We start from the raw sequence: 19,440 nt of genomic DNA, 5'->3' as shown, positions 1-19,440 counted from the left end.
TTACTCCACATTCTTAAGCGCATCAGCCAGTGAAGCCTTGGCAGAGCCGGGTTTCAATGGCTTTTGCTGCGATTCGTGCGGTGCCCAGCCAGACAGCCAGATAGTCGAGAAACTTGCGCGAATGCGCCCATCCGGATCGCTGAAGCGTTCCGCATAGATTTCTGCTGCGCGCAGAAACAGCTTTCTCGACACAGGCTTACGGGATCGATCACGCAAGACATTTTGCATGCCCATGGCACGCAGATCAGCCATCAGATTGAAAATGCTGTCATAACGAACGGTGACATTTTCCACGTCCGTGACCGGAAGCGCAAAACCAGCGCGTTGTAAAAGACCGCCGACGTCACGCACATCGGCAAATGGGAAGATACGCGGCGAAGCGCCGCCTGTTAGCTCGACCTCTGCCTGCAAAAGGCTCTCGCGTAACTCGCCCAGAGTTCCGTTGCCGCTGAGTGCTGCCAGAAACAAACCGTCGGGCTTCAATGCACGGGCGATCTGGATCATCGCGCCCGGAGTATCATTGGTCGAATGCAGTGCCAGCAGCGAAACGATGAGATCAGCGCTTTGCGGCTTTAGTGGCAGGGCTTCGTCATCGGCAACGACTGCCGGGAAGGGGCCATTGAGAAAGGTTGCATCGCGTTCGATGCGCAGAATCATGTCTGCCTTGCCAGAACGGGCAATGGCGCTCGCAGCAAGGCCATTATGCCCCGCGAGGTCAACAGCAACCGGGAAACGGCGTGTTACTGCATCCAACCGATCTTCAAGGTCTTCTGCTGCCCTTTGTAAAATAAAGTCTGCTCCCGGGATCGCGCGTTTGAAAGCACGGCGGCGAAACGCCAGCTGGAGGTCGCGATCAAAGATCGCGTTTTCAGACGATTGGGCAGGTGAAGGGGCGGCCATTGCGATTCCGTCTTCTCTTTCGGATATGCGTCGGTAATATAGATACAGGCGTAGATGCATTCGAACGGGGGCGAATGCAATGGTTGATGACGACAGGTCGCATCAAAGCTTGTTGTTGAGGCTAAAAACGAGCGTGCAGAGCGCCGTTCGCTTTGGCTTGCGCTATTCATCCGATGTGCTGTTTCCGGCCAGTTGTGTCGGTTGTCGCATTCAGGTTTCAGAGCCGGGAACATTATGTCCGCAATGCTGGTCGCAACTACGCTTTATTGAAAAGCCCTATTGTCCGGTGCTTGGCATTCCGTTTAGCCATGATTTTGGTGAAAACTTTATGAGTGCAGAAGCGATTGCAGATCCACCACCGTTTCGGCGGTTGCGTTCTGCAGTGCTTCATCGAGGTGCTGCACAACGCATGGCCGTGGCACTCAAGTTTCATGATCGCACTGATCTTGCGCCATGGATGGCACGCTGGATGCAGCGCGCTGGTCGCGAGTTGCTCGACGAATGCGACGTTATTCTGCCGGTGCCTTTGCACAAATGGCGGTTCTGGTCGCGCCGATTTAATCAATCTGCGGAACTGGCACGCACGCTGGCGCGATTAAGCAGCAAACCTTTTGCTCCGCAGGCGGTAAAGCGCATTCGGCGCACCGATCAGCAAATTGGGCTGGGTCTCAAAGAGCGAAAGCGCAATGTGGACGGTGCATTCCGGGTGCCCAAAGAGCATGAAATTCATGTGCGTGGGCGACGGGTGCTGTTGATCGATGATGTTTATACCACGGGATCGACAGTAAAGGCCGCGACACGCGCGCTGTTGCGTGGCGGTGCAAAAAGCGTTGATGTGCTGACATTTAGCCGGGTTCTGCCGGATTAGTGAACACATGAGGGGCTTCCAGATCGTTGCTTTGCCACTTATATAGATGGTAACGAATGGAGTTTTTCATGACCGATATTACCATCTACACCCGTCCCGGCTGCCCTTATTGCACGCGTGCTGTCAGCCTTCTCAAAAACAAGGGTGTTGAGTTTAACGAAATCAATGCGGGCGCTACACCTGAACTGCGTGCAGAAATGCAGGAACGTTCGGGCCGTAATACCTTCCCGCAGATTTTCGTCGGCGCTGTCCATGTCGGCGGTTGCGATGATCTCGTAGCACTCGAGAATACAGGCAAGCTTGATGGCCTGCTTGCAACTGGCGAACTGAACTAAGATCAGGGTGGGGGAGATTTTTATGAGCACTTTTCGCGCTGCCGCCGTTCAGATGCGTTCCGGCACTGACATTGCCCGTAACGTTGAGGATTTGGAAAAATTCGTAACTGACGCTGCGGCCAAGGGTGCTCATTATGTGCAAACCCCTGAGATGACGGGTGCGCTGATGCGCGACCGTGCAGCGCTTTTTGCAAGCCTGCGTGATGAAAATGATGACCTCGTTTTCAAAGCCGCATCAGCACTTGCAAAGAAGCACGCAATTTTCCTGCATATCGGCTCGACAGCCATTGCCGCTGGTGATGGCAAGATTGCTAATCGTGGCGGCATTTTCGCGCCATCGGGCGAGAAGATCGCGACCTATGACAAGGTGCATATGTTTGACGTTGATCTCGACAATGGCGAAAGCTGGCGCGAATCGGCAACCTATGAGCCGGGCAAGGAAACGGTAATTGCCGAACTGCCTTTTGCAAATGTTGGCATGGCGGTTTGCTACGATATTCGTTTCCCGCAATTGTTTCGTGCGCAGGCGCTGGCGGGAGCCAATGTGATCACCGGACCAGCTGCTTTCACCCGTCAGACGGGTGAGGCACACTGGGATATTTTGCAGCGTGCGCGTGCCATTGAAAACGGTGCATTCCTGATTTCAGCTGCCCAAGGTGGTGTGCATGAAGATGGTCGCGAGACTTATGGTCATTCGCTGATCGTTTCGCCATGGGGCAAGGTTCTGGCTGAAGCGGCCCATGATGAGCCGGGCGTGATCATCGCCGACATCGACGTTTCGGAAAGTGCGGCAGCACGTGCCAAGGTTCCCAACCTCAAGAATGCGCGGGAATTTTCCGTGAAGGTTACGCATGAGAAAAAGGACGCATAATCCATGATCCGCTTTTCGCTTCATTGCGATCACGGCCATGAATTTGAAGGCTGGTTTCGCGACAATGCCGATTTTGATCGGCAGTCGGAACGTAAGCTCGTCTCCTGTCCTGTTTGCAATTCGCCTGATATTCAGAAATCACTGATGGCACCCGCTGTCTCTACCAGCCGTTCGAAAGAGCAGGTGGCGATTGCCATGGATCAGGCGCAAAAGCAGGTACTTGAGCAGATGCGCGAACTAAGCCGCAAGGTTCGCGAGAATGCGGATTATGTCGGCGATCAATTTGCCGAAGAAGCGCGTAAAATTCATTTCGGTGAAACTGAAGCGCGCGGGATTTACGGCGAAGCCTCCAAGGAAGATGTTCATTCTTTGCTTGAAGATGGTGTTGAAGTGATGCCATTGCCGGTTTTCCCAGAAGACAAGAATTAGCTTATAATTGCAATGCGTAGGAGATCAGGCGCATGAAACTTATGGATTCTGCGCCTTTTTTGTTGCTTACGACCGGCACGTTATTGGGCCTAATTCTGCCACTTGGTAAGATCGCAGCGGAAGCAGGTATTCCACCTGCGATCTGGACATTTCTGTTTTCGGCAAGTGCGGGTATTATCCTGTTGCTGGTTATGGTTTTGGGAAAAAAGCGTATTGGTTTTGCGGGTGGTAGGTTGCGCTATTACATTTGCACGGCGGCAATTTCCTATGCATTACCAAACCTTCTGATCCTGTCGGCTATCCCGCGTCTCGGCGCCGGTTTCACGGGCATTATGTACACGCTGTCGCCGGTGATCACGCTTCTGATTTCGATGGGCTTTGGCCTTCGACGCCCGAATGCTCTCGGTATCGCCGGCATTGTCGTGGGCTTTATTGGTGCAATCATGGTTGCGATGACGCGTGGCGAAGTGGGAAAGCCTGCCGATCCCCTTTGGATTGGCTTAGCACTTCTCATTCCGGTTTTTCTGGCGATGGGAAATGTCTATCGCACCCTCGACTGGCCGAAAAATGCAGACCCGACTGAGCTTGCTGCGGGAAGTCATCTCGCTGCGGCCGTGATGCTTTTTATTGGGATTCTGCTGTTCAGCGGTAATTTTCCGATTGGAACGCTCGCTCTCGCACCAATGACTGCTGTGGCGCAAGGGATCGCTGCGGCAGGTATGTTTGCGCTTTTCTTCCGGCTACAGGCGGTGGGTGGACCGGTTTACCTGAGCCAGATCGGTTATGTGGCGGCGGCGCTCGGATTGATTTCAGGCACGTTATTCTTGGGTGAAAACTATCCGCCGCTCACATGGATAGGTGCTGTCGTCATCGCCATTGGTGTAGCGCTGACGACGAAAGCTCAGAAGCGATAATAGTTGCCGTGTTAAGCAGGCCGTTCAGCGAGAACCATGTAGTTCACATCGGTATCGCGTGAGCGGCTCCAGCTATCAGCTAGCGGATTATAGGTCACGCCCAGCTTGTCTATCAGGGTGAGGCCCGCTTTTGAAAACGCTGCTTCCAGCTCTTCCGGACGCACCAGCTTTTCATATTGATGCGTGCCGCGTGGCAGCCAGCGCAGCACATATTCCGCACCAATGATTGCAAGGCCATAGGCTTTGAGTGTGCGATTGATGGTGGCGACGAACATCAGGCCACCCGGTTTCACCATTTCGCTGGTCGCGGACATGAAGAGATCAACGTCAGAGACGTGTTCGACCACTTCCATGTTGAGGACTACGTCGAATTTCTCGCCCGCTTCAGCCAGTGCTTCCGCAGTGGTTGCACGATAATCGACGTCCACACCGCTTTGCGCCGCATGAATCTTTGCGACTTCGATATTGGTTTCGGATGCATCGGCACCGATAACCGTTGCACCGAGACGTGACATGGGTTCACACAACAAACCACCGCCGCAACCGATATCCAGAAAGCGCAGGCCTTCAAAGGGGCGTGGGCTGTTCGGGTCGCGATTGAATTTTTCGCAGACTTTTTCCTTGATATAAGTCAGGCGCGTCGGATTGAACTTATGCAGCGGACGAAACTTGCCCTGCGGGTCCCACCATTGCGCAGCAATGCGCGAAAAATGCTCGATTTCAGAAGCATCGATCGTGGTGCGGGCGGTCTCGGTCATATCATTCTCCTGCGGAAGCGCGTGCAATCCTGCTCTCAAGGTAGCGTGTTAAAGTCAAGGATCAAATCAAATTCCCGAATCTCAAACGTTGATTATTGTTTCACGGGAATCACACCCTTGCGGAAGCGCGACATTTTAGCTATGTGACCCCGGGTTTGTCTGTCGCAAGAAAATAATGTTTCGGCAGGCGTTAGTGTAATTTTGCAAAAGACGGGACGTATCCTTAAATGGCGCGCATCGTGATGAAATTCGGCGGCACTTCTGTGGCCGATCTGGAACGCATCTCCATAGTGGCGCGCCACGTCAAACGTGAAGTCGATGCTGGCAATCAAGTTGCCGTTGTCGTCTCCGCTATGTCTGGCAAGACCAATGAACTGGTCAACTGGGTACAAAACATGCCCAAGGTTGCCGGTGGTACATCCCCTTTCTACGACGCACGCGAGTATGACGCGATTGTTGCATCTGGCGAACAGGTGACAAGTGGTCTTCTGGCGATTGCGCTGCAATCCATCGGTGTCGATGCGCGTTCGTGGCAGGGCTGGCAGATTCCGATCAAGACAGACAATGCCCATGGCGCTGCCCGTATTCAGGAAATCGACGGTTCGGAAATTATCCGTCGTATGGAAATGGGACAGGTTGCTGTTGTTGCTGGTTTCCAGGGTATCGGCCCGGATAACCGCATTGCGACTCTGGGCCGTGGTGGTTCGGACACTTCTGCTGTGGCTATTGCGGCTGGTGTGAAGGCTGACCGTTGCGACATTTATACCGATGTTGATGGCGTTTACACGACCGATCCGCGCATTGAACCAAAGGCAAAGCGCCTTTCCCGCATTACATTTGAAGAAATGCTGGAAATGGCTTCGCTCGGCGCGAAGGTTCTGCAGGTGCGTTCGGTTGAACTCGCCATGGTACATAAAGTTCGCACCTTCGTGCGCTCAAGTTTTACGGACCCCAATGCACCGGGCATGGATGATCCGATCAACCCGCCCGGAACACTCATTTGCGACGAGGATGAAATCGTGGAACAGCAGGTCGTCACTGGTATCGCTTATGCGAAGGATGAAGCTCAGATTTCGCTCCGACGCGTGGCCGACCGGCCAGGTATCTCGGCAGCAATTTTCGGCCCACTGGCCGAAGAGCACATCAATGTCGATATGATTGTGCAGAACGTGTCGGAAGACGGTTCAAAGACCGACATGACCTTCACGATTCCAACCGGCGATATCGACAAGGCGCTGCGTGTTCTCGATAAAGTGAAGGGCGAAATCGGCTCTGATCACATCCAGTCGGAAACCGGCCTTGCCAAGATTTCCGTGATCGGCATCGGTATGCGCAGTCATGCAGGCGTTGCAGCGACTGCTTTCAAGGCATTGGCTGAAAAAGGCATTAATATCCGTGCGATCACCACGTCGGAAATCAAAATTTCGATCCTGATTGATGGCCCTTATGCTGAACTCGCAGTTCGCACACTGCACGGCGTCTACGGTTTAGATAAGTAATTAGCCAGCTCTGTCTGGTTCGTTTTGAAACAATGCCACTCCCTATAATGAGGGGGTGGCATTTTCTTATTATATGAGTTGTCAGATTTTCTGACGATTAGACTAGACGCGCGTGTCAAAAATGCTCACAAAGGATTCGGCGTAACGCTTCGCAGGCGGGTAAAGGGAACTGGCTTTGCGGAAAAGCTGAGCCTGTACCAAATGAGGAGCCCCCCACGATCATGCGTGATCTGACAACTGGTCCCCGCGTGCTGCTGAAGCGGCTGCGCGAATTGATGGCTGAATCACTAGAGCCACAGGAACGCCTTGACCGGATCGTCCGTGAAATCGCGCAAAATATGGTCGCGGAAGTTTGCTCTTTTTATATTCTTCGTGCCGATGGCGTGCTTGAGCTTTACGCGACTGAGGGTCTTAATCCACAGTCGGTCCACTTGGCACAGCTGCGTCTGGGGCAAGGTCTTGTGGGAACGATTGCTGCAAGCGCGCGGCCGCTGAATCTGACCGATGCGCAAAGCCATCCAGCCTTTGCTTATCTGCCGGAAACCGGCGAAGAAGCCTATAATTCATTCCTAGGTGTTCCTGTTCTTCGTGCTGGCCGCACTTTGGGCGTTCTTGTCGTTCAGAATCAGACCAAGCGGGCCTATCGCGAAGACGAGGTTGAAGCACTTGAGACGACAGCAATGGTTCTGGCCGAGATCATCGCAACGGGCGATGGTTTGCGTTTGGCACGGCCAGGTATCGAACTGGATCTTGGCCGTCCGATGAGTGTGACTGGAAACGGTCTCAATGACGGCATTGGCCTTGGCCATGTTGTGCTGCATGAGCCGCGTATCGTTGTAACAAACCTGTTTAATGAAGACAGTCAGGCTGAGCTGACGCGGCTGGAAACAGCGCTCGGTTCGTTGCGCATTTCCATTGATGATATGCTTTCGCGACGTGATGTGGCTGCTGAAGGTGAACATCGGGAAGTGCTTGAAGCTTACCGCATGTTTGCGCATGATCGCGGTTGGGTGCGTCGTCTCGAAGAAGCCATTCACAATGGTCTGACCGCAGAAGCCGCTGTTGAGAAGGTTCAGAGCGATACGCGTGCGCGCATGGTGCATCTGACTGACCCTTACATGCGTGAGCGGCTGTCTGACTTCGATGATCTGGCCAATCGACTGCTGCGTCAGCTGATGGGTCGCGATGTCAAGACGATGGCCGAATCACTCGCCAAGGATGCGATTATTGTCGCCCGCACGATGGGCGCTGCCGAGCTTCTTGATTACCCGCGTGAGCGCTTGCGTGGTGTGGTGCTCGAAGATGGTGCAGCGACAAGCCATGTGGTGATTGTTGCCCGTGCGATGGGTATTCCTGTCGTTGGTCAGGCCAAGGGCGCAGTGTCCATGGCTGAAAACAATGATGCTGCGATTATCGATGGCGATGAAGGCATCGTGCACCTGCGTCCGCAGACAGATGTTGAATTGGCCTATGCCGAAAAAGTTCGCTTCCGTGCGCGCCGTCAGGCCCTTTATCGCGAATCACGCGACAAACCTGCGCTAACCAAAGATGGCGTTGATATTTCGCTGCTGATGAATGCGGGTCTGCTGGTGGATCTACCGCAGCTTGCTGCATCGGGTGCCAGCGGTATCGGTTTGTTCCGTACCGAACTTCAGTTCATGGTGGCGTCCACCTTCCCACGTGCTGAGCAGCAGGAACGGCTTTATCGCTCGGTGATTGAGGCTGCGGGCAACAAGCCTGTAACCTTCCGTACGCTAGATATTGGTGGTGACAAGGTACTTCCTTACTTCCGCGCAACCGCACAGGAAGAAAATCCGGCGCTTGGCTGGCGTGCAATTCGTCTCACGCTGGATCGCCCGGGATTGCTGCGCACGCAGTTGCGTGCACTTCTGAAAGCGGCTGGTGGGCGTGAGCTCAAGATTATGCTGCCGATGGTGACAGAGGTTTCAGAGGTGAAGGCCGCGCGTGAGATCATTGATCGCGAAGTGCGTCACCTTTCGCGTTTTGCCCATACGCTGCCGAATAATCTCAAGCTTGGTGCGATGATCGAAGTGCCTGCACTTCTCTGGCAGCTCGATGAATTGATGGCGATTGTGGATTTTGTCTCCGTCGGTTCCAACGATCTGTTCCAGTTCTTGATGGCGGTCGATCGGGGCAATTCGTTGATTTCAAGCCGTTTCGATCAGTTGTCGCCTGCCTTCCTGCGCACGCTGCGTCACATTGTTGACGCCGGCAATCGTCATGGAAAGCCTGTGACGTTGTGTGGTGAAATGGCCGGACGCCCACTGACGGCTATGGCATTGCTGGGTCTTGGCTTCCGCTCTATTTCGATGTCGGCCGCCAATATTGGCCCGGTCAAAGCAATGCTTGGTGCGCTTGACGTGAGCAAGCTTAATGCGCTTCTCAATGAGAAGCTCGATAAGCCGAATGGTGCGCATTCTCTGCGCGAATTGCTGCTTCAGTTTGCAGAAGACAACGATATTCCGCTATAGCGTAGATAATTGCAGGAAATGTTTGAGCGCGGGACTCTATGTTCGGCGCTCAATTTTGCTTATTCACGCCAAGATTAAAGATTTCAGGACATACCCATGAGCGCCTTGCCACAGGACCGGATGGACCAGCTTTTGAAGCGGTTCTCGATGATTGAAAGCCAAATGGCCAACAATCCTGATTCTGTCACCTATGTGAAACTGGCTTCCGAATATTCCGAGCTTCAGGACGTTGTCGGTAAAATTCGCGAACTGACCGATGCGCGTAGCGAGGCGAAAGATCTGGCTGCGATGCGCGATGATGCATCTACTGATGCGGAAATGCGTGCGCTGGCGGTCGAAGAATTGCCAGAGGTCGAAAAGCGCATCGAAGTGCTTGAGCAGGAAGTCCAGATTTTGCTTCTGCCGAAAGATGCGGCCGACGAGAAGAACGCTATTCTTGAAATTCGTGCAGGTACGGGTGGGCTTGAAGCTGCACTTTTCGCAGGTGATCTGTTCCGTATGTATGAGCGTTTCGCCGCTGAAAAAGGCTGGCGTGTCGAACTGGTTTCGGCAAGCGATGGCGATGCAGGCGGCTTTAAGGAAATCATTGCGACCGTTTCTGGCAAGGGCGTGTTCTCGAAACTGAAGTTTGAATCCGGTGTGCATCGTGTGCAGCGTGTGCCGGAAACAGAAGCAGGTGGCCGTATTCACACCTCTGCGGCAACAGTCGCGGTTCTTCCTGAAGCCGAAGACATAGATATTGAAATTCGCAACGAAGATATTCGTATCGATACAATGCGCGCTTCGGGTGCAGGTGGCCAGCACGTTAACACGACTGACTCCGCTGTGCGTATTACACATATTCCAACGGGCATCATGGTTGTGCAGGCTGAAAAATCGCAGCATCAGAACCGCGCCCGCGCCATGCAGATCCTGCGTGCCCGTCTTTATGACATGGAACGTCAAAAAGCTGAAAGCGAACGCTCTGAATCGCGCCGCAGTCAGGTGGGGTCTGGTGATCGTTCCGAGCGTATCCGTACCTATAATTTCCCGCAGGGCCGCGTGACTGATCACCGCATCAACCTGACGCTTTATAAGCTAGATCGTGTGATGATGGGCGAGCTTGATGAGCTGGTCGATGCGCTGATTTCTGATCATCAGACAGCTCTTCTGATGGAATTGGGCGAAAACGCGTGAGCGGCGAACGCCTTGATCGGTTGATGACATCTTCTCGTATGCAATTGCGGGAAGGGGGCGTCGATACGCCTGATCTTGATGCGCAATTGCTTGTTGAATGGACGACTGGCGCAACACGCCTTGATCTGATTTCCTGGCCGGAAAAGCTCATTGATGAGGATCGAGTCGCGCAGTTAAACGACGCGCTGGAGCGCCGTATTGCAGGCGAGCCGGTACATCGCATCATCGGTATGCGCGAGTTTTATGGTCTGCCATTTCGACTTTCGCCGGAAACGCTTGAACCGCGCCCGGATACGGAAGCGCTTGTTGATCTCGTTTCGTCCTATATCGAAAAGCTGATCGAACAGCATGGTCGGGCCTTGATGCTCGATATGGGCACCGGCACTGGTGCTATTGTGATTTCGCTTTTGCACAAGTTTGAAAAGCTCAACGGTATTGGGCTTGATGTTGCCGATGGCGCGCTTGCCATGGCACGGATCAATGCAGCGGCCAATGGTGTAAGCGCGAGATTTGCTGCGCTTAAAAGCGACTGGTTTTCAAATGTAAGTGGCAGGTTTCATCTCATTGTCTCAAACCCGCCTTATATTCCAAGTAGGGATATTGAAGATCTGTCGCGCGAAGTGCGTGAGCATGACCCGATGGCGGCTCTGGATGGCGGGAATGACGGACTTGATTTCTATCGCTCCCTTGCAAGTGAGGCTCGTGCGTACCTATATGAAGGTGGAATAGTTGCCGTTGAGATTGGCGCAGGTCAGTTTGACGATGTGCGCGCGATTTTTGAAAGCGCTGATTTTCAATTGACGAATGAAGCAATTGATCTCGGTGGTCATAGAAGGGCCATGGTTTTCATAAATTTAGACAGTGTAAGCGTTTGAAAGACTGCATGTTAAAAAACGCGCGATGACATCAAAAAAGCGCTTGGAATTTGCGGCGAAGCCGTTTAGTTTCCAGCCACCGTATATAGCCAGAATGGTTTTGCCCGCTTGAGGGCGGTGGCGGAAATACTCCATGACGATTAAGGTCATGCTCCCGTGAGGGTTTTTCTCAAGGGATGGTTTGTACGGAAGTGCACGGCTTTCACAAATAGTTCCGAAGAGTTTTGCTTTTCGGAGGGTCTTGCAAATGCCAAGCCGGAAAGTTCGCGGTGTCTTTGGTGGACAGTGCGGAACTCTTAACAATTCGATGTGTGGGAAGTTTTAGGGTGTGCTTCCTCCATGGCTCGATAATGCGAAGCCGGTGGCTTTAAGCCACAGGAATATGACGCCCTTTAATCTGAAAAGAGAAGACGATGAGGCCAGCACAGCAGAACAGGCGTATGCGCGGACGGGGGAATAACAATAATAATAACAACAATAACAACCGCAAGGGCCCCAATCCTCTGTCGCGTAATTATGAAAGCAATGGTCCGGACGTAAAAATCCGCGGCAATGCTCAGCATGTTGCAGAAAAATATACGACACTGGCTCGCGACGCGCAGGCGTCTGGTGACCGTGTTATGGCTGAAAATTATCTTCAGCACGCAGAACATTATAATCGCATCATCATGGCTGCTATGGCAGCGCAGAATATTCCATATCAGCGCGAAGAAAACTTCGACAATGATGGTGGCGATGAGGATGAAGGCGGCTTCGTGCCAGCCGCTCCTGTGCACCAGCCAGTCAATGGTTCGGGCCCGCAGCCTGTTATCGAAGGCACTCCAGCTGAAGTGGTTTACGGCGAAGAAGGTAGCGACAGTCGTTCGGAAGGCCGCTCGGACAATCGTTCTGATGGGCGCCCTGACAACCGTTCGCAGCCACGCGAAGGTCGTGATTACCGCGAAGGCCGTGACGGACGTGATCAGCGCCGCCTTGGTCGCGGTCGTCGCCCACAGCGCGAACGCTTCAATGCGGAAGAGCAGTCCGATCAGCCAGTTGTAGACGCACCGGTTTCTGTTGCCGATCAGCAGCCAATTCCAACGCCAGTTGCTGAAAAGACTTTCGTTGAAACGCCAGTTGTTGAAGCATCAGTTGCAGAACAGCCAGTGGTCGAAAAGCCAAGACGCGCTGAAAGGCCTGCAAAGGTTGCAGGAGAAGCAGCACCTGTTGTTGAAAAGTCAGCGCCTGCGGCGGAAGCACCTGTTGAAGCTTCAGCTAAGGAAGAGGCTCCAGCCCGCGTCACACGTCGTCCGGGTCGCCCGCGTCGTGTTCCGAAGGATGAAGTTCCTGAAACAGCGGATTCCGATGCATAAAGCCTGAATGGCAATATGGTTGATTTCAAAAAATGGCGCGGTTTTCTGCGCCATTTTTATTTGCATGCTTTTGGCTTTTCTGGTCTTGCCGAACCTTATTGATCTTCCCATATTTCTCCTTGGATAGTGAGCCAGCCGAATTCGGGGGCTCCGTCACCAGAACTCTTCCGATGCCAGAATGGGTTGGAAGGAAAAGGAGACAATATGAATATTGAGAAATACACCGAACGGGTTCGCGGTTTTATTCAGTCGGCCCAGACTTTCGCTCTTTCCTCGGGCAATCAGCAGTTTACCCCTGAACATCTTCTGAAAGTGCTCGTCGATGATGACGAGGGCCTCGTTGCGTCGCTCATTGAGCGTGCCGGTGGCCGTATCAGCGATGTACGTTTGGGCTTGCAGACAGCGCTTGCAAAACTGCCAAAGGTGAGCGGCGGTAACGATCAGCTTTACCTTGCACAGCCATTGGCAAAGGTTTTTACTCTTGCCGAAGAGCTGGCAAGCAAGGCCGGAGACAGCTTTGTCACGGTCGAGCGTTTGCTCACAGCACTTGCTATCGAGAAATCTGCAAAAACGTCTGAAATTCTGGCTGCCGCCGGTGTCACACCGACCGCACTCAATAAGGTTATCAATGACATGCGCAAAGGCCGCACAGCCGATTCCGCTTCTGCTGAAAGCAATTACGATGCGCTAAAAAAATATGCGCGTGATCTGACGGAAGATGCGCGTGCGGGCAAGCTTGATCCTGTCATCGGCCGCGATGAAGAAATTCGCCGCACGATTCAGGTTTTGTCACGCCGCACGAAAAACAATCCGGTTCTGATTGGTGAACCGGGCGTTGGTAAGACGGCTATTGCCGAAGGTCTGGCGTTGCGTATCGTCAATGGTGACGTGCCGGAATCACTGAAAGACAAGCAGTTGATGGCGCTCGATATGGGGGCGTTGATCGCTGGCGCGAAATATCGTGGTGAGTTTGAAGAGCGTCTGAAGGCTGTGCTTTCGGAAACACAGACAGCTGCTGGCCAGATTATTCTCTTCATCGATGAAATGCATACGCTTGTTGGCGCAGGCAAGTCTGATGGTGCGATGGATGCATCGAACCTGCTCAAGCCAGCATTGGCTCGTGGTGAATTGCATTGCGTAGGTGCTACCACGCTTGAGGAATATCGCAAATATGTTGAGAAGGATGCAGCTCTCGCTCGTCGTTTCCAGCCGGTATTTGTTGATGAGCCGACTGTTGAAGATACGATTTCGATCCTTCGTGGTTTGAAGGAGAAGTATGAGCAGCACCATAAGGTTCGCGTTTCCGACTCGGCACTTGTTGCGGCTGCTACGCTATCGAATCGTTACATCACAGATCGCTTTTTGCCAGATAAAGCCATTGATCTTGTCGACGAAGCCGCTTCGCGTCTGCGTATGCAGGTTGATTCAAAGCCGGAAGAGTTGGACGAGATCGATCGTCGTGCAATGCAGCTCAAGATCGAGCGCGAAGCACTGAAGGTCGAAACCGATACCGCTTCTATTGATCGTTTGCAGCGTCTTGAAAAAGAGCTGACTGATCTGGAAGAAGAATCGGCGGAGCTGACAGCGAAGTGGCAGGCTGAAAAGCAGAAGCTTGGACTTGCGGCAGATTTGAAGCGGCAGCTTGAAGAAGCACGCAATGCTTTGGCGACTGCGCAGCGCAGCGGTGAATTCCAGAAGGCTGGTGAGCTGGCTTATGGCACAATTCCGCAGCTTGAAAAGCAGCTTGTCGATGCTGAAAGCAATGAGAATAAAGGCTCTTTGCTTGAGGAAACCGTAACACCTGAGCATGTCGGGCAGATTGTTGCGCGCTGGACGGGTATTCCTGTTGAGCGGATGCTGGAAGGTGAGCGCGAAAAGCTTTTGCGCATGGAAGATGAAATCGGCAAACGCGTTGTTGGACAGGGTGAAGCAGTTCAGGCTGTTTCAAAAGCTGTTCGCCGTGCGCGCGCTGGTCTTCAGGATCCGAATAGGCCAATCGGCTCGTTCATTTTCCTTGGACCAACCGGCGTGGGCAAGACCGAGTTGACCAAAGCTTTGGCTTCGTTCCTGTTTCAGGACGACACGGCTATGGTGCGCATTGATATGTCGGAATTCATGGAAAAGCATTCTGTGAGCCGGCTGATCGGTGCGCCTCCCGGCTATGTTGGCTATGAAGAAGGCGGTGTTCTGACGGAATCCGTACGGCGCAGACCATATCAGGTGATCCTGTTCGATGAGATCGAAAAGGCGCATCCGGATGTGTTCAACGTCTTGCTTCAGGTTCTCGATGATGGGCGCCTGACGGATGGTCAGGGGCGGACGGTCGATTTCCGTAATACGCTGATCATTATGACCTCGAACCTTGGTGCTGAATATCTCGTCAATCTCGGTGAGAAGGATGATGTTGAAAGTGTGCGTGAAGAGGTGATGGGTGTCGTCCGTGCTTCGTTCCGTCCGGAATTCCTGAACCGTGTCGATGAAATCATTCTGTTCCACAGGCTGCGTCGCGAAGACATGGGCTCGATTGTCGATATTCAGATGAAGCGTTTGCAGGCTCTCCTGCATGATCGCAAGATCACGCTGGAACTGGAAGATGATTCCCGCGAATGGTTGGCTAACAAGGGTTATGATCCGGCTTATGGTGCGCGTCCGTTGAAGCGCGTTATCCAGAAAGAAGTTCAGGACCCGCTGGCAGAACGCATTCTGCTTGGCGATATTTTTGACGGTTCCATCGTCAAAATATTGCCCGGCTCTGATCGACTGAACTTTCGTCCCATCCGCGTGATGGGTGAGGGTGAGCCGGTGAAGGAAGATGAAAAGGCATAAGGCTTTATCGACCTTGTCAAAGAAAGCGCCGCGATCATCCGATTGCGGCGTTTTTTTATGAACTATTGATTTTTAAGGCCATCTTCATGTCCAGTTCATCTGGCATTTGCTGTTATTGAGTAATTAATTGTTAACCATATAATTGCATCCCTTATGTAAGGTAATTCAGGGTTTCTTGTATGTCGCATCTCTTACGCATGCTTCGCTTCGGTTTGGTCGGTTCTGCAATCATTCTTGCAGCAGGTGGTTCAGCCTTTGCGGATGAGCGCGGTGCGACCAGTCATGTTTCGCAACCCGTGCAATTGGCACAGCTTTTCGACTGGGGCCATGAGCGTGGTCGGGATCAGGGTCGCGATAGGGGATTGCGCGTTTACACGGATGAATATGGTCGGCAGGTCACGATTGATCGCCGCGGACGTGTAATCAATATTGAAGATCCGCGCGATTCAGGTCGTTATGCAGGTAGTGGTCAGCAAGACGGTGGTTGGTCCGATGGTCCTGTTGGCGGTGGTGCGCCTTATGATGGTTTCGGCAATGTGCCGGAAGATCCGAATTATTACCCGGAAGCGCCATCAGCACCGGGTTATGATTATAATCGCGACGGTCAGGTGCAACGCTCTGAGCTGCCACCCGCAGGTACGGAATATCCGGATACAGAATCACCGACTGCGAGCATCAATCGTGATCCGGGCTATCAACAGCCATCGACACAGCCACATGCTGTGCCCAACGCCGATGATATGACGCCAGCCATTGAAATGCCGAAAGGGCAGGGTGCAAAGCAAAAGATCGCCGCCTATCAGGTTTTGCTTGACCGGGCTGGCGCTTCGCCGGGCGTGATTGACGGTCGTTCAGGATCGAATGTTGATAAAGCCGCTGCCGCCTATAGCGAGATGACGGGCAAGTTCCTCAACCCAACCGATGAAGCTTCAATCGAGGCGGAATTGCAGGCGACCGGCGGCCCAGCTTTCACAGAATATACGATCACCAATGAAGATGTCGGTCGTCAATATGTGGCTTCGATCCCGGATGACTATGCTCATAAGGCACAGCTACCTGCTATGGCATACACGTCTGTGACTGAAATGCTTGGCGAAAAATTTCACATTGATGAGGCTTATCTCAAAGAGATCAATCCGGGCGTGAATTTTAACCAGCCGGGTTCTGTTGTTCGGGTACCAAGTCTCGGTAAGCCGGTCCGCGCAAAGGTTGCGAGGATCATAGCGGACAAGGCGCGCAAGCAGGTTCGGGGCTATGATGAAAATGGCAAGCTCGTGGTGGCTTATCCTTCCACGATTGGCTCATCCGATACGCCATCGCCTTCAGGTATCGTTCAGGTGCAGCGGATTGCGATCAATCCGAACTACACTTATAATCCAAAGATCAATTTCAAGCAGGGTAGTAATGACAAGGTTCTCACTATCCCGCCCGGTCCGAATGGCCCGGTTGGTACGGTTTGGATCGCACTGTCAAAACCAACTTACGGCATTCATGGAACTCCCGAACCTTCGCGTATTGGCAAGACGTCAAGTCATGGTTGTGTGCGTTTGACGAATTGGGATGCGGAAGAATTAGCGAAACTCGTCAAAGCTGGCGTTACCGTCGAGTTTACAGAATAAGCACAGTTGAAGATCATCTGCTAAAGAGAAAACACCCGGAAATCAGGAGCGATTTCCGGGTGTTTTATATTGGCATTATGAAACTGAACGGTCCCATTAACTCTTTGTGGTTCCGGTCGATGCAAGCTTGGTGCCTGCATCGTCTGTGTTCAGCAGCGTATCGATACGCTCGCGTTCTTGATTAAAGGCCTCAAGTTCTTTGCCTTTGAGAGCTTTGTTATCCGGCAAACGAATGCGAAGCGGATCAACCTTGGTGCCATTGACGATAAGTTCGTAGTGCAAATGTGGCCCTGTTGAGAGACCCGTCGATCCAACGTAACCGATAACCTGTCCTTGGCGCACTCGTGAACCCGCCGTTACGCCACGCGCAATTGCATTCTGGTGACTATAGCTGCTGACATAGCCATTGGCATGACGAATCAGAGTTTGATTGCCATAGCCATTTGTCCAACCAGCTTTTTCAACAACACCGTTGCCCGATGCGATGATCGGTGTGCCGCGAGGTGCGGCCCAGTCAACACCAGTGTGCATGCGGCTATAGCCAAGGATCGGATGGCGACGCATTCCAAATGGCGAGCGGAACACACCATTTGGTACTGGGTTGCGTAACAGGAATTGCTTGGCGCTTTTTCCATCTTCGTTGAAATAATCAACGCTGCCGTCTGGAGCTTGATAGCGATAGAACTTTCGCGTGGTTCCACTGAAATTGGCGGCTACATAAAGCAGTTGTGAATCGCCGTCTGGCTTTTCAGGATCGTCAGGCAGCGAGAAGAAAGCGTCGATCTTGTCGCTCTGCGAGAGGCGCGCTTGTAAGTCGACATCGGCAGCTAGCATTTTCACGAGCTGCTCGCGCATGGTTTCCGTCATGCCATAAGCAAGGGCCGCCCGGCTGATACCATCATAAACACTTGGAAGATTACCGCGAATTGCACTTGGCGGCGCATCTCCATCAAATGCCGATGCAAGCAGTGGCGTTTCTTCGGGCTGATCAGACGGAACATATTGATTACGGTCGTTGAGCGACACTGTAACCAGATGCGTTGTTCGATGGTAAACGCTCGCTCTGACTACGCGATCCTCGCCATTATGCGTTTCCGTGCCGACACGTAGAACGCTTCCCTCTTTAAGACGAGGTGAATTAAGCAGCTTCGTAATGGCGTCGGCCATATTTGAAGCATCGTCGTCCGTGTAACCGGCACTCTGCAAAGCCTGATTGATATCCATCGTCTGGCGGAAGGGAATCAACTCTTCAGAAAATCCGTCGGTAGCTTCTTCGTCGTCGGCACGCTGTGCAACAGTCACATTTTCCTGCGTGATTTTCACGCCAAGGGCAGGACTCAGTGCGAAAGAGGAGTCTACGCCACCAAAACGGGCTGGATCGACGTAGTGTAGAGAAGCAACCTGAACGTCGCCGTCGGTTAGCAAAACACCCGTATCGCGAACGACTTTTTCCACTTCATCGACAGTCAGATCATTCGAAGCGTCGAAACTCGCGCTGTTAAGTGGAAAATCTGCAACGCGCAGGCTCACTTCGCTTTCAACCTTGGCGCCATAAATCTGGCCCGTATCCGTCGGCTGCGGTGCTGCGGGCCCTTCGGAGAAAACGGTCATCGCATTGAAAGCGGGATATTTTCGATTTGTGGGATGATCAACGGCAAGTGCCATGCTGACCAGTTCAAATGGTCGCGTGCGTATGACTTCGCGTTCGCCGACTTTTTGCATGGTTGAAAGTTCAAAGCGGCGGCGGTCATTCGCCTTCTGCTTGGAAATCGTGCTTACAAGACGCGAGCCCTTGGTGGCATTCGTATCATTGGCGACGCCAGGCATGTCGGCGCGCGCTAGAATCTCCGGTGGCGTTGCCAATTGCTCGCGACCATCGAGCGCTGCAAACAATGCAACGCCAATAAGCATACAAGATGTGACACCTGTCAGAAATGTACCTGCAAGCCACCGCGCCGAGACTTCACGCCGATCAGGCGGACGCCGCCGACCACCGACTGTAAGCGGCGGTTCGTCACCCGGATTCACATTGTGCGGCCCCAAATCTTTCATACTGCTGGTGCAGGTCCTTCTTCAAATCTGGATGCACGCATATATTAGAGTGTGCATGAACATCATTTTCCAGAAAGCAGCATTGCCGCTATCCGACACATGGTGTCTTCCCTTATTATGGAAGTCCCTAAAGCGGGCTGTTGAGTTTTGTCAGCCGCGGCGCAGTAAGTCAACGATAACCGGGCTCGTAGACGTTATTCACAGCAGTTCGAGCTTCGCTTTATGATTTCAGCGGACGCTAATGGGATAATAAGGCCGGTTTGTGGCTCATTCTGGAGTTGTGCGATTGGTTTTGCGTCTGCTTATATAAGCGGACGCAGTGGAAAACCTGTCAAACAAGGAAAATTGTCAAAAAAGATTCAAAAAATGAACGAATACGCGTTGACAGTTTTGGTAGTTGGGGTCTATATGGCTTTCAACGAGGGCGGCGACGCTGCTAGCGGCAGGTTGCTTCGTCCTTGTAGTTCATCGGAT

At 52.8% G+C, this 19,440-nt stretch carries 16 protein-coding genes; 13 read left to right on the top strand and 3 right to left on the bottom strand.

Features of this window, described 5'->3' with window-relative positions; all coding sequences use genetic code 11:
* Complete coding sequence (locus tag J2782_RS22390) at positions 1–900, bottom strand: methyltransferase domain-containing protein (protein WP_310016327.1); 900 nt, start codon at positions 898–900, stop codon at positions 1–3.
* 79 nt (positions 901–979) lie between these two features.
* Between J2782_RS22390 and J2782_RS22385 the strand changes: the two genes are divergently transcribed.
* The 5 genes from J2782_RS22385 to J2782_RS22365 all read left to right on the top strand — a co-directional run bounded on the left by J2782_RS22385 (position 980) and on the right by J2782_RS22365 (position 4,317).
* Positions 980–1,768, top strand: coding sequence for a ComF family protein (locus tag J2782_RS22385; protein ID WP_310016325.1), 789 nt, complete (start codon positions 980–982; stop codon positions 1,766–1,768).
* Between the two features lie 68 nt (positions 1,769–1,836).
* Positions 1,837–2,103, top strand: a complete 267-nt coding sequence (grxC, locus tag J2782_RS22380; protein WP_310016323.1) for a glutaredoxin 3 — start codon at positions 1,837–1,839, stop codon at positions 2,101–2,103.
* Between the two features lie 22 nt (positions 2,104–2,125).
* On the top strand, positions 2,126–2,974 hold the full coding sequence (locus J2782_RS22375) for a carbon-nitrogen hydrolase family protein (protein ID WP_310016321.1): 849 nt from the start codon (positions 2,126–2,128) through the stop codon (positions 2,972–2,974).
* A 3-nt stretch (positions 2,975–2,977) separates the two neighbouring features.
* Positions 2,978–3,403 (top strand): DUF1178 family protein, encoded by a 426-nt coding sequence (locus J2782_RS22370; protein ID WP_250041645.1) that lies wholly within the window; start codon positions 2,978–2,980, stop codon positions 3,401–3,403.
* A 32-nt stretch (positions 3,404–3,435) separates the two neighbouring features.
* A complete protein-coding gene (locus J2782_RS22365; protein ID WP_310016319.1) occupies positions 3,436–4,317 on the top strand; it encodes a DMT family transporter in 882 nt (293 codons plus the stop codon).
* An 11-nt stretch (positions 4,318–4,328) separates the two neighbouring features.
* On the opposite strand, the gene ubiG is transcribed toward J2782_RS22365, so the two are convergent.
* Positions 4,329–5,075 carry a bifunctional 2-polyprenyl-6-hydroxyphenol methylase/3-demethylubiquinol 3-O-methyltransferase UbiG gene (gene ubiG / locus J2782_RS22360; RefSeq protein WP_310016317.1) on the bottom strand — a complete coding sequence of 249 codons (747 nt, stop codon included), beginning with the start codon at positions 5,073–5,075 and terminating at the stop codon, positions 4,329–4,331.
* 227 nt (positions 5,076–5,302) lie between these two features.
* Between ubiG and J2782_RS22355 the strand changes: the two genes are divergently transcribed.
* The 7 genes from J2782_RS22355 (at position 5,303) to J2782_RS22325 (ending at position 16,914) form a co-directional block, all read left to right on the top strand.
* Complete coding sequence (locus J2782_RS22355) at positions 5,303–6,574, top strand: aspartate kinase (RefSeq protein WP_310016314.1); 1,272 nt, start codon at positions 5,303–5,305, stop codon at positions 6,572–6,574.
* A 221-nt stretch (positions 6,575–6,795) separates the two neighbouring features.
* Positions 6,796–9,066 (top strand): phosphoenolpyruvate--protein phosphotransferase, encoded by a 2,271-nt coding sequence (gene ptsP / locus J2782_RS22350; protein ID WP_310016312.1) that lies wholly within the window; start codon positions 6,796–6,798, stop codon positions 9,064–9,066.
* A gap of 96 nt (positions 9,067–9,162) precedes the next feature.
* Positions 9,163–10,242 carry a peptide chain release factor 1 gene (gene prfA / locus J2782_RS22345; protein ID WP_310016310.1) on the top strand — a complete coding sequence of 360 codons (1,080 nt, stop codon included), beginning with the start codon at positions 9,163–9,165 and terminating at the stop codon, positions 10,240–10,242.
* Positions 10,243–10,265: 23 nt separating this feature from the next.
* A complete protein-coding gene (gene prmC, locus J2782_RS22340; protein WP_310016356.1) occupies positions 10,266–11,117 on the top strand; it encodes a peptide chain release factor N(5)-glutamine methyltransferase in 852 nt (283 codons plus the stop codon).
* 413 nt (positions 11,118–11,530) lie between these two features.
* Entirely contained in the window at positions 11,531–12,469 is a 939-nt protein-coding gene (locus J2782_RS22335) for a DUF4167 domain-containing protein (RefSeq protein ID WP_310016308.1), read from the top strand.
* A 204-nt stretch (positions 12,470–12,673) separates the two neighbouring features.
* The gene (gene clpB / locus J2782_RS22330) at positions 12,674–15,295 is read left to right on the top strand and encodes an ATP-dependent chaperone ClpB (protein WP_310016306.1); all 2,622 of its coding nucleotides are present in this window, start codon (positions 12,674–12,676) and stop codon (positions 15,293–15,295) included.
* Between the two features lie 179 nt (positions 15,296–15,474).
* Positions 15,475–16,914 carry a L,D-transpeptidase gene (locus J2782_RS22325; RefSeq protein ID WP_310016303.1) on the top strand — a complete coding sequence of 480 codons (1,440 nt, stop codon included), beginning with the start codon at positions 15,475–15,477 and terminating at the stop codon, positions 16,912–16,914.
* A gap of 96 nt (positions 16,915–17,010) precedes the next feature.
* On the opposite strand, the gene J2782_RS22320 is transcribed toward J2782_RS22325, so the two are convergent.
* Positions 17,011–18,966 (bottom strand): M23 family metallopeptidase, encoded by a 1,956-nt coding sequence (locus J2782_RS22320; protein WP_310016301.1) that lies wholly within the window; start codon positions 18,964–18,966, stop codon positions 17,011–17,013.
* 222 nt (positions 18,967–19,188) lie between these two features.
* Between J2782_RS22320 and J2782_RS22315 the strand changes: the two genes are divergently transcribed.
* The coding region (locus tag J2782_RS22315) for a hypothetical protein (protein ID WP_310016299.1) at positions 19,189–19,440 on the top strand (252 nt) is incomplete at its 3' end.

Source organism: Brucella pseudogrignonensis, from assembly GCF_031454375.1.
GTDB lineage: Bacteria > Pseudomonadota > Alphaproteobacteria > Rhizobiales > Rhizobiaceae > Brucella > Brucella pseudogrignonensis_A.
The sequence above is the reverse complement of the archived record's forward strand: the minus strand, read 5'-3'. Positions and strand labels throughout refer to the sequence as shown.

Coding starts and splice junctions, on each gene's coding strand:
- prmC (WP_310016356.1), top strand. CDS start 10,266: ATGACATCTTCTCGTATGCAATTGCGGGAAGGGGGCGTCGATACGCCT.
- J2782_RS22375 (WP_310016321.1), top strand. CDS start 2,126: ATGAGCACTTTTCGCGCTGCCGCCGTTCAGATGCGTTCCGGCACTGAC.
- J2782_RS22390 (WP_310016327.1), bottom strand. CDS start 900: ATGGCCGCCCCTTCACCTGCCCAATCGTCTGAAAACGCGATCTTTGAT.
- clpB (WP_310016306.1), top strand. CDS start 12,674: ATGAATATTGAGAAATACACCGAACGGGTTCGCGGTTTTATTCAGTCG.
- J2782_RS22320 (WP_310016301.1), bottom strand. CDS start 18,966: ATGAAAGATTTGGGGCCGCACAATGTGAATCCGGGTGACGAACCGCCG.
- J2782_RS22365 (WP_310016319.1), top strand. CDS start 3,436: ATGAAACTTATGGATTCTGCGCCTTTTTTGTTGCTTACGACCGGCACG.
- prfA (WP_310016310.1), top strand. CDS start 9,163: ATGAGCGCCTTGCCACAGGACCGGATGGACCAGCTTTTGAAGCGGTTC.
- J2782_RS22385 (WP_310016325.1), top strand. CDS start 980: ATGGTTGATGACGACAGGTCGCATCAAAGCTTGTTGTTGAGGCTAAAA.
- ptsP (WP_310016312.1), top strand. CDS start 6,796: ATGCGTGATCTGACAACTGGTCCCCGCGTGCTGCTGAAGCGGCTGCGC.
- J2782_RS22370 (WP_250041645.1), top strand. CDS start 2,978: ATGATCCGCTTTTCGCTTCATTGCGATCACGGCCATGAATTTGAAGGC.
- J2782_RS22325 (WP_310016303.1), top strand. CDS start 15,475: ATGTCGCATCTCTTACGCATGCTTCGCTTCGGTTTGGTCGGTTCTGCA.
- J2782_RS22335 (WP_310016308.1), top strand. CDS start 11,531: ATGAGGCCAGCACAGCAGAACAGGCGTATGCGCGGACGGGGGAATAAC.
- grxC (WP_310016323.1), top strand. CDS start 1,837: ATGACCGATATTACCATCTACACCCGTCCCGGCTGCCCTTATTGCACG.
- J2782_RS22355 (WP_310016314.1), top strand. CDS start 5,303: ATGGCGCGCATCGTGATGAAATTCGGCGGCACTTCTGTGGCCGATCTG.
- ubiG (WP_310016317.1), bottom strand. CDS start 5,075: ATGACCGAGACCGCCCGCACCACGATCGATGCTTCTGAAATCGAGCAT.